Source organism: Vibrio sp. R-1, assembly GCF_035615595.1.
GTDB lineage: Bacteria > Pseudomonadota > Gammaproteobacteria > Enterobacterales > Vibrionaceae > Vibrio > Vibrio cholerae.
Genome location: NZ_WPDC01000121.1, coordinates 1 through 7,487 on the forward strand (window position 1 = coordinate 1; position 7,487 = coordinate 7,487).

6 protein-coding genes and 1 pseudogene are annotated in these 7,487 nt (G+C 50.0%); 4 read left to right on the forward strand and 3 right to left on the reverse strand.

Features of this window, described 5'->3' with window-relative positions; all coding sequences use genetic code 11:
- Positions 1 to 522 (forward strand): annotated as a pseudogene (locus GOU96_RS16225) (hypothetical protein); the annotation flags it as partial.
- 269 nt (positions 523 to 791) lie between these two features.
- Here GOU96_RS16225 and GOU96_RS16230 read toward each other — a convergent pair.
- Entirely contained in the window at positions 792 to 1,193 is a 402-nt protein-coding gene (locus GOU96_RS16230; protein ID WP_267783131.1) for a thiol-disulfide oxidoreductase DCC family protein, read from the reverse strand.
- Between the two features lie 151 nt (positions 1,194 to 1,344).
- On the opposite strand from GOU96_RS16230, the gene GOU96_RS16235 reads away from it, so the two are divergent.
- Both GOU96_RS16235 and GOU96_RS16240 read left to right on the forward strand, forming a co-directional pair.
- Positions 1,345 to 2,733 carry a DASH family cryptochrome gene (locus GOU96_RS16235; RefSeq protein ID WP_267783130.1) on the forward strand — a complete coding sequence of 463 codons (1,389 nt, stop codon included), beginning with the start codon at positions 1,345 to 1,347 and terminating at the stop codon, positions 2,731 to 2,733.
- Positions 2,730 to 3,437, forward strand: coding sequence for an SDR family oxidoreductase (locus GOU96_RS16240; RefSeq protein ID WP_134987196.1), 708 nt, complete (start codon positions 2,730 to 2,732; stop codon positions 3,435 to 3,437). The genes GOU96_RS16235 and GOU96_RS16240 overlap by 4 nt, the downstream gene beginning before the upstream one ends.
- Positions 3,438 to 3,466: 29 nt before the next feature.
- Here GOU96_RS16240 and GOU96_RS16245 read toward each other — a convergent pair whose 3' ends face one another.
- Positions 3,467 to 3,682 (reverse strand): VF530 family DNA-binding protein, encoded by a 216-nt coding sequence (locus GOU96_RS16245; RefSeq protein ID WP_001076091.1) that lies wholly within the window; start codon positions 3,680 to 3,682, stop codon positions 3,467 to 3,469.
- A 96-nt stretch (positions 3,683 to 3,778) separates the two neighbouring features.
- On the reverse strand, positions 3,779 to 5,539 hold the full coding sequence (locus GOU96_RS16250; RefSeq protein ID WP_267783128.1) for a sigma-54-dependent Fis family transcriptional regulator: 1,761 nt from the start codon (positions 5,537 to 5,539) through the stop codon (positions 3,779 to 3,781).
- Positions 5,540 to 5,822: 283 nt separating this feature from the next.
- Here GOU96_RS16250 and GOU96_RS16255 point away from each other — a divergent pair, with 283 nt between their 5' ends.
- Complete coding sequence (locus GOU96_RS16255; protein ID WP_267783126.1) at positions 5,823 to 7,343, forward strand: aldehyde dehydrogenase family protein; 1,521 nt, start codon at positions 5,823 to 5,825, stop codon at positions 7,341 to 7,343.
- The last annotated feature ends 144 nt before the right edge of the window (positions 7,344 to 7,487 follow it).

Below are 7,487 nucleotides of genomic sequence, written 5' to 3' on the forward strand. Positions count from 1 at the left end.
CTGGCCCAGCCCGGTTTCCACCTCGATATGGCTATGCGCCCACTGGCCGATGGGCGCATCTTGCTTAACGATTATGCGGCAAGTGCAGCGCTGCTCGAACAGGTACTGGCTGACAACGACAGTCTAACCGACAGCGAGCAGCAGGAACTCACCCAGAGCGTGACTAACCTTCGCCAGCAGAGCGAGCGCTGGCACAAGATCCACACCCTGATCCGCCAGCAGTTAAGCGATGCCGGCCTGACCCCAATCGCCGCCCCAGGCGCGTTCCAGGTAGGCAAGCGACACGTGAACTGGATGAATGGCATCATGGGCACCAACCAGCAGGCCTTTTACATCACCAATGCATCCAGCATCGATCCGCTCAATCAAGCATTCGCCACCTGGCTTAAAGGTGAAGTAGCCGGGATCTCTCCCTATTTTGTAGGGCAGACAGCCAGTAATAAACGGAAGGATTTGAATCAAGCGGAGGCCCTGCTGCGCGGTCACGGCGGACTAGACTGCATCACGCTGCATCACGAGTAAAGAACACATCATAGCTCTCTTAGAGCTGAATTTATCAAAGGCAAAGGGCTCTATGAGGGTAAAAAATCACCTAAATGACGCCCAAAACCCCTTCTATGCTGTAATGCCAGTCAGATAAGCCTGACTGGCATTTTTTAACTCTTCTCGAATTCCATACTGGCTTACTTCGCGAGGAGATCCACTATTGTTACAGGCAGTGCTTCATCTCCCGATGACCCAACTCGACTTTTCAATGGTGGCCGTATCGTGCACTAAAAATCCCCCCTCCTCTACTCTATTTTCTTTTGACAACCCCCCTCTTGGCACTGGGTTTGGCCAAACCAGCGCGAGAGGCGCATTCTGTGCTTGGCAAACAGGAGATACATTCGGTCACTGATCCCCTTTAAAATCGGCAGACGAGTAATGAAAAGCCAGCGATGTCGATTGACCAAACGCCACGCAAGCACCGTCACATCTAAGCCATATAACAGTTGGCCTTGCTGATCGATACCGTGCAAGATAGACAACGCATGTTGTTTATCGATCAATGGGTAGCAGGACATCGTATCCGCATCATGCACATCCACCAGCAAAATTCGCGCTTGGTGATCCGCCGTTTTTAATGCGCGCATCTCGTTACAACAGAGCGGACATTGTCCATCAAAAAAGATCACCAGATCTGGCTTATTCATGGCTATTGACCTCAGATTCATCATTGCAATTTGTTACGCACACTCTCTTTTCGAGGATCAATCCCATTACCGCAACCGCAGCGCGTGATCGCTCAATCCTTTTGACCGTATAAACGCTCATTAACCCCATCATCGGTATTGAGAGTGGAACTTGAGTAAAAAAATTGGCCTGTACTGGTTTACCAACGATTTACGAGTGAACGATAACCCGCTACTTGAGCAAGCCGCACAGCAAGTAGATCGCTTGATCTGTTTGTACTGTTATCCCTCGATTACGCCATTTTTGGCGCGCTACGCCCAGCAAACACAATGGGGCGAAGCCAAAAAAAGGTTTCTCAACCAAACCTTGGCTGACTTAGATCATTCGCTCAGTACGCTAGGCCAAAAGCTCTGGGTGACGCCACTTTTGCCCTATCAGGCGCTGCGCCATCTGCTGACTCAAGTCGAGATTACGGATATTTATGTGGATGCAGTGGCGGGCTCAGATGAGCGCCAAGCTATCGCGCGCATTCATCAGGACTTTTCTTCTGTGCATATCCATCAGCAAGCTCTGCACAGCTTATTGAGTGAGCCGCAGTTGCCGTTTGCACTTGAGGCGCTACCGAGCACCTTTACCCAATTTCGTAAGCAAGTAGAAACGCTCTCCCTCTCTTCTGCGCCGATTGGCTATCCGCGTGTTTTACCACCCATTGAGCAAGGCTGGCAGTTGCCTTTGATGGACATTGTTACCGAGCCGAATCACAGCGCCTTTGTCGGTGGTGAGCAAGCAGGGCTGACGCATTGCCAACACTATTTCTCCTCCATGCTCCCCAGTCGCTATAAAGAGACACGCAATGGGTTAGACGGCATGGATTATTCCACTAAATTTTCGCCTTGGCTCGCGCTCGGCGCGGTTTCGCCAAAAACCATTTATGCCATGTTGCAGCGTTATGAAGCTGTACATGGCGCGAACGATTCCACCTACTGGATTTTCTTTGAGTTACTGTGGCGTGAATATTTTTACTGGTACGCGCGGCGCTATGGCGCAAAACTGTTTCGCTTCTCTGGGATTGGCGAGCAAAAACCGCTCACCAGTTTCTATGCGCAGCGCTTTTTACAGTGGAAGCACGGAGAAACGCCTTTCCCCATTGTGAATGCCTGTATGCGGCAACTGAATCAAACGGGTTACATGTCCAACCGTGGTCGACAGTTAGTCGCCAGCTGCCTAGTTCACGAACTAGGCTTAGATTGGCGCTATGGCGCCGCTTATTTTGAAACCCAGTTAGTGGATTACGATGTCGGATCCAACTGGGGCAACTGGCAGTATTTGGCGGGAGTCGGAGCCGACCCACGCGGCTCGCGGCAATTCAACCTCGCAAAACAGGCGCACACTTACGATCCAAAGGGCGAATTCGTTGCCAAATGGTGCGGAACGGCTTGTGGCAAGCTAAATGCTCTCGAAAATTTGACGCTCGACAGTGTCGATATGGTTGACTGGCCAATCGCCGCCAGCGCGTCTCATCTTATCCATCATCCTCATAATAAGGAAAGCTCATCATGAATATCGTGATCATCGGTGGCAGCGGCGGTATTGGTTTGGCGATGGTGCAAGAAGCGCTGAACCGTTTTAGTGAGGCCAACGTGCATGCGACTTACCATAGTACTACGCCGACGTGGCAGCACCCGCGGCTGACTTGGCATACACTCGATGCCACCCAAGAAGCGCAGGTACAAACCCTGAGTGAGCAATTTAGCCAAGTCGATTGGCTTATCAACTGTGTCGGCGTACTGCATACAACAAGTAAAGGACCAGAAAAGAACCTCAATGCCTTAGATGCGGATTTTTTCCTCTACAACCTGACCCACAATGCCTTGCCTAGCCTACTGCTTGCCAAGCATTTCACCGCCAAACTGAAGCAGAGTGAGGCGGCCAAGTTTGCCACGCTTTCCGCCAAGGTCGGCAGTATTAGTGATAACCAACTCGGCGGTTGGTACAGCTATCGAGCATCGAAAGCGGCGCTCAATATGCTACTGAAAACGTTAGCGATTGAATGGCAACGCTCACTGAAAAAAGGGGTGGTGTTGGCACTGCATCCCGGCACGACCGACACCAAACTCTCTGCGCCGTTTCACAGCAATGTCGCCCCAGAGAAACTGTTCAGCCCCGCCCGTGTTGCGCACGATTTGATTGGTTTGATTGCAGCGGCAACGCCTGAACAAAGCGGCGGATTTTATGCCTACGATGGTCAGGCGTTGCCTTGGTAAAGCGTAGGGATTAGCTAAAGGTGGATAGATTAGCTAAAGGTGGATAGATACAGCGCCTCAACCTTATCGCGCGCCCATTGAGTTTTACGCAAAAACTTGAGCGATGATTTAATCGATGGGTCATTTGCAAAGCAGTTGATATTGATACGCTGATGTAACCCACTCCAGCCATAATGCTCCACCAAGCGAGTGACGATTTTTTCTAGGCTTAGGCCGTGCAGCGGGTTATTAACTTGTTGGTTCATTAGAGGGTTCTCTGTGAAAATCTGCCTTTCATCAGGCAGAAAATGGGATTAGGCGATGAAGCTGCGCCCACCCTTGGTAACGTGAAGCTGCCAATCTTACTTCAGTATCCCCAGCGCTTTCAATTTGCGATAGATGGTATTTCTGCTCAGCCCAAGCAAACGCGAGGTTTGGCTAATGTTGCCCTGCGTTGCTTGGTAGGTTTTGAGTAAGGATGCTTCTACCGTGGATTTGATGTCTTTCTGTTGATCATCCTCCGCAGCGATAGGCGCCGCGTGGCTGAGTTTTTGGGCAAGATGTGTCGGCAGATGATTGAAAGTGAGTACCCCCTCGCCTTCGGCCATCAAACTCGCGACTTTGATTAGGCTATCTAGCTCGCGTAAATTACCGGGCCAGTGATAAGCGAGTAGCCTTTGCATTAAGTCACCACAAATTTGTTGGCCAGCATCACTGTAGCGGCGATGAATATGGTGGATCAGGGCTTGTCTATCTTGACGCTGCTGGAAGCTGGGCAGCTCGACAACCAAATCACTGAGTCGGTAGTAGAGATCTTGGCGAAACATCCCTTGTGTGACCATCTGTTCAAGGTTTTTGTGAGTCGCAGCGATAATCTGAATATCGACTTTGGTGGCGTGATTAGAACCCACCGGCAGCACGGTTTTGTCTTGCAACACATGCAGTAAGCGACTTTGCGCATCTAGGGGTAAATCGGCGATTTCATCCAGAAACAGAATGCCTTTGTCGGCTAAACGCACTTTCCCTTGGTATCCTTTATGACTGGCTCCGGTAAAGGCGCCAGCGACATAGCCAAACAGCTCTGCCTCCACCAACTCTTTTGCCAGCGCACCACAATTTACCGCGACTAAAGGGCCGTTTTTACGCTGGCTATTTTTGTGCAGCGCTTTAACAAATTCATTTTTACCCACCCCAGTTTGGCCAAGGATCAGCAAGCGGATATCTTTATCAATTACCCGATTAGCCTGTTGCCAACAGCGCTCCACCTCCGCATCCCCAAAATGCAGATCACTGGCGGGAGTTAACGCGCGGGTACGATGTTGCTTGGAGTGGAGCGGTGTGGTGGTATAGATAAATGATGCATGCGTCTGTGGCCGTGGCAGCACCTGCTCCACCGATTGACCAATCACTCTGCCTTGCGCTAATAACTGACCTGCGACTTGGTTATGCGCCAATATCTGGCCCGATTCATCCGCAATAATTACGCCTTGCCAGCCACTGCTCAATAACGAGGGTTCACAGGCGAGATCGATTCGTACATGGCCATGTGGTATCTGGTTAAGGAGCTGATTTTCAACCAGTTGTACCATATTCTGCACCACAACTTGGGTTGAAAGCGTGTGTTTCTGCTGCTCGCTGGTGATGTCTAACACTCCGATCAACTGTCCGGTGTAATCAAAAATCGGGCTTGCGGAACAACTGATAAAGTGATGATGCTGAATAAAGTGCTGCTCACCAATCACCGAAATGGGTTTTTGCTCAATCAAAGCCGTGCCAATAGCGTTGGTACCTTTGATCGGCTCTTGCCAACATGCGCCTGAGCTTAGCGCGATTTGGCTCAGTTTTTCACGAAATCTCGCTTGCCCCCAACTGCCGATGATCACACCGTGTTGGTCGGTCAAAATTAAACGGCTGTCAGTGTGTGCAAACAGTTGGTAGAACAGCGGCAGCGCAAATCGGCTGACCGTGTCAATCAGCCCCGCGAGCTCTTGGCGACGCTCCTTAAGTTTGTTGTCACTCAAGCGAATATCTTGCGCACGACTCTGCTGGGTTAACCCCGCCTGTTCACTGCGCTGCCAAGAGTTCACCAGCCAATTAATGTGGCCAAGCTGTTGAAGTTGCATCACTGTTCCATTTCCTCACACTCTGGGTGTGTCATTTTGTAACACTTGAACACTCGTACACATCATCCAATCGAGTACGGCAACCTTGTCTGTTACTTGCGATCCTTTTGTTAACCATAGCGTTACACAAGATTAACAACAAGTTCATTTATGTTGGCCTGTGATTTGCGTTATAGCGTTGGAATACCCGAACCACTTGGAGTTGCCACTTCAAGTAGGAAAGGGATAAAGCAGTGCATTTCGACACTGTGTAACACCCAAACCGAAAACAAAAGGACGAGTTATGATTTATGCACAACCGGGTAGTGACAACGCCGTTATCACCTTCAAGAGCCATTACGATAATTTCATTGGCGGCCAATGGGTTAAACCTGTCAGTGGTGAATACTTTGGTAATATTTCACCCGTCAATGGACAAGTTTATTGCCAAGTCGCTCGCTCAACCCAAGCAGATATTGATTTGGCGTTAGATGCCGCACATCAAGTGCGTGAAGCATGGGCAAAAACCAGTGTGACTGAGCGCTCTAACCTGCTACTGAAAATTGCCGATCGGATTGAAGCAAGCATAGAGCAGCTTGCGGTTGCGGAATGCTGGGAAAATGGTAAACCGGTGCGTGAAACTCTAGCGGCCGACCTCCCTCTGGTGGTTGACCACTTCCGGTATTTTGCAGGCTGTATTCGTGCTCAAGAAGGCAGCGCCGCTGAGCTCGATAGCCACACGGCCAGTTACCATTTTCCTGAGCCAATCGGAGTGGTGGGACAAATCATTCCTTGGAATTTCCCAATGCTGATGGCGGCGTGGAAGTTAGCGCCAGCCCTTGCTGCAGGCTGCTGTGTGGTACTCAAACCTGCCGAGCAAACCCCTACTTCGATCTTGGTGTTGATCGAAAAAATCGCCGATCTCATCCCCGCAGGCGTGATCAACGTGGTCAACGGTTTTGGCAGTGAAGCAGGCCAAGCCTTGGCCACCAGTCAACGTATTGCCAAACTGGCGTTTACGGGCTCAACCCAAGTGGGTCAGCACATTCTCAAATGTGCGGCGCAGAGTTTAATTCCATCAACCGTAGAGCTTGGTGGGAAGTCTCCCAATATCTATTTCCCAGATATTTTTGACTATGAAGACGCCTATCTGGAGAAATGTATCGAAGGTACTTTGCTGGGCTTTTTCAATCAAGGCGAAGTGTGTACTTGCCCTTCTCGCGTTCTGGTTCATGAGTCAATTTACGATCGCTTTGTGGCCAAAGTCGCGGAGCGGGCGAAAGGCATAAAACAAGGCAATCCACTGGATACCGCTACTCAAGTAGGGGCTCAAGCATCTCAAGAGCAGTTTGACAAGATCTTGAGTTACTTAGATATTGGCCGCCAAGAAGGCGCAAAAGTGCTGTTTGGTGGTGGCGTTGCCAAACAAGAAGGGGAACTCGGTCAAGGCTACTATATTCAGCCGACCCTACTGCAAGGCCACAACAAGATGCGAGTCTTCCAAGAAGAGATTTTTGGCCCTGTGATTGCCATTACCTCTTTTAAAGACGAAGCCGAAGCCTTGGCATTGGCCAACGATACCGAATACGGCCTCGGCGCAGGTATTTGGACTCGTGACCAAAACCTCGCTTACCGTATGGGAAGAAATATTCAAGCAGGCAGGATCTGGATCAACTGTTACCACGCTTACCCCGCGCATGCGGCCTTTGGTGGCTATAAAAAATCGGGTATTGGGCGTGAAACCCACAAAATGATGTTGAACCACTACCAGAACACCAAAAACTTACTGATCAGCTACGATGTGAATCCTCTCGGTTTCTTCTAAAAGCTTGGTATTAAGTTAACAAACCAACCCAGCCTCGTTTCAGCGAAGCTGGGTTTATCATTTTGGAACCATTCCAATTTTTTTACGAATTGGCGTTGTAGGGAAACCGCCTGTTAGTTAATCCCCATAAGCTTAGATACACTA

Coding starts and splice junctions, on each gene's coding strand:
- GOU96_RS16230 (WP_267783131.1), bottom strand. CDS start 1,193: ATGAATAAGCCAGATCTGGTGATCTTTTTTGATGGACAATGTCCGCTC.
- GOU96_RS16255 (WP_267783126.1), top strand. CDS start 5,823: ATGATTTATGCACAACCGGGTAGTGACAACGCCGTTATCACCTTCAAG.
- GOU96_RS16245 (WP_001076091.1), bottom strand. CDS start 3,682: ATGAACCAACAAGTTAATAACCCGCTGCACGGCCTAAGCCTAGAAAAA.
- GOU96_RS16240 (WP_134987196.1), top strand. CDS start 2,730: ATGAATATCGTGATCATCGGTGGCAGCGGCGGTATTGGTTTGGCGATG.
- GOU96_RS16250 (WP_267783128.1), bottom strand. CDS start 5,539: ATGCAACTTCAACAGCTTGGCCACATTAATTGGCTGGTGAACTCTTGG.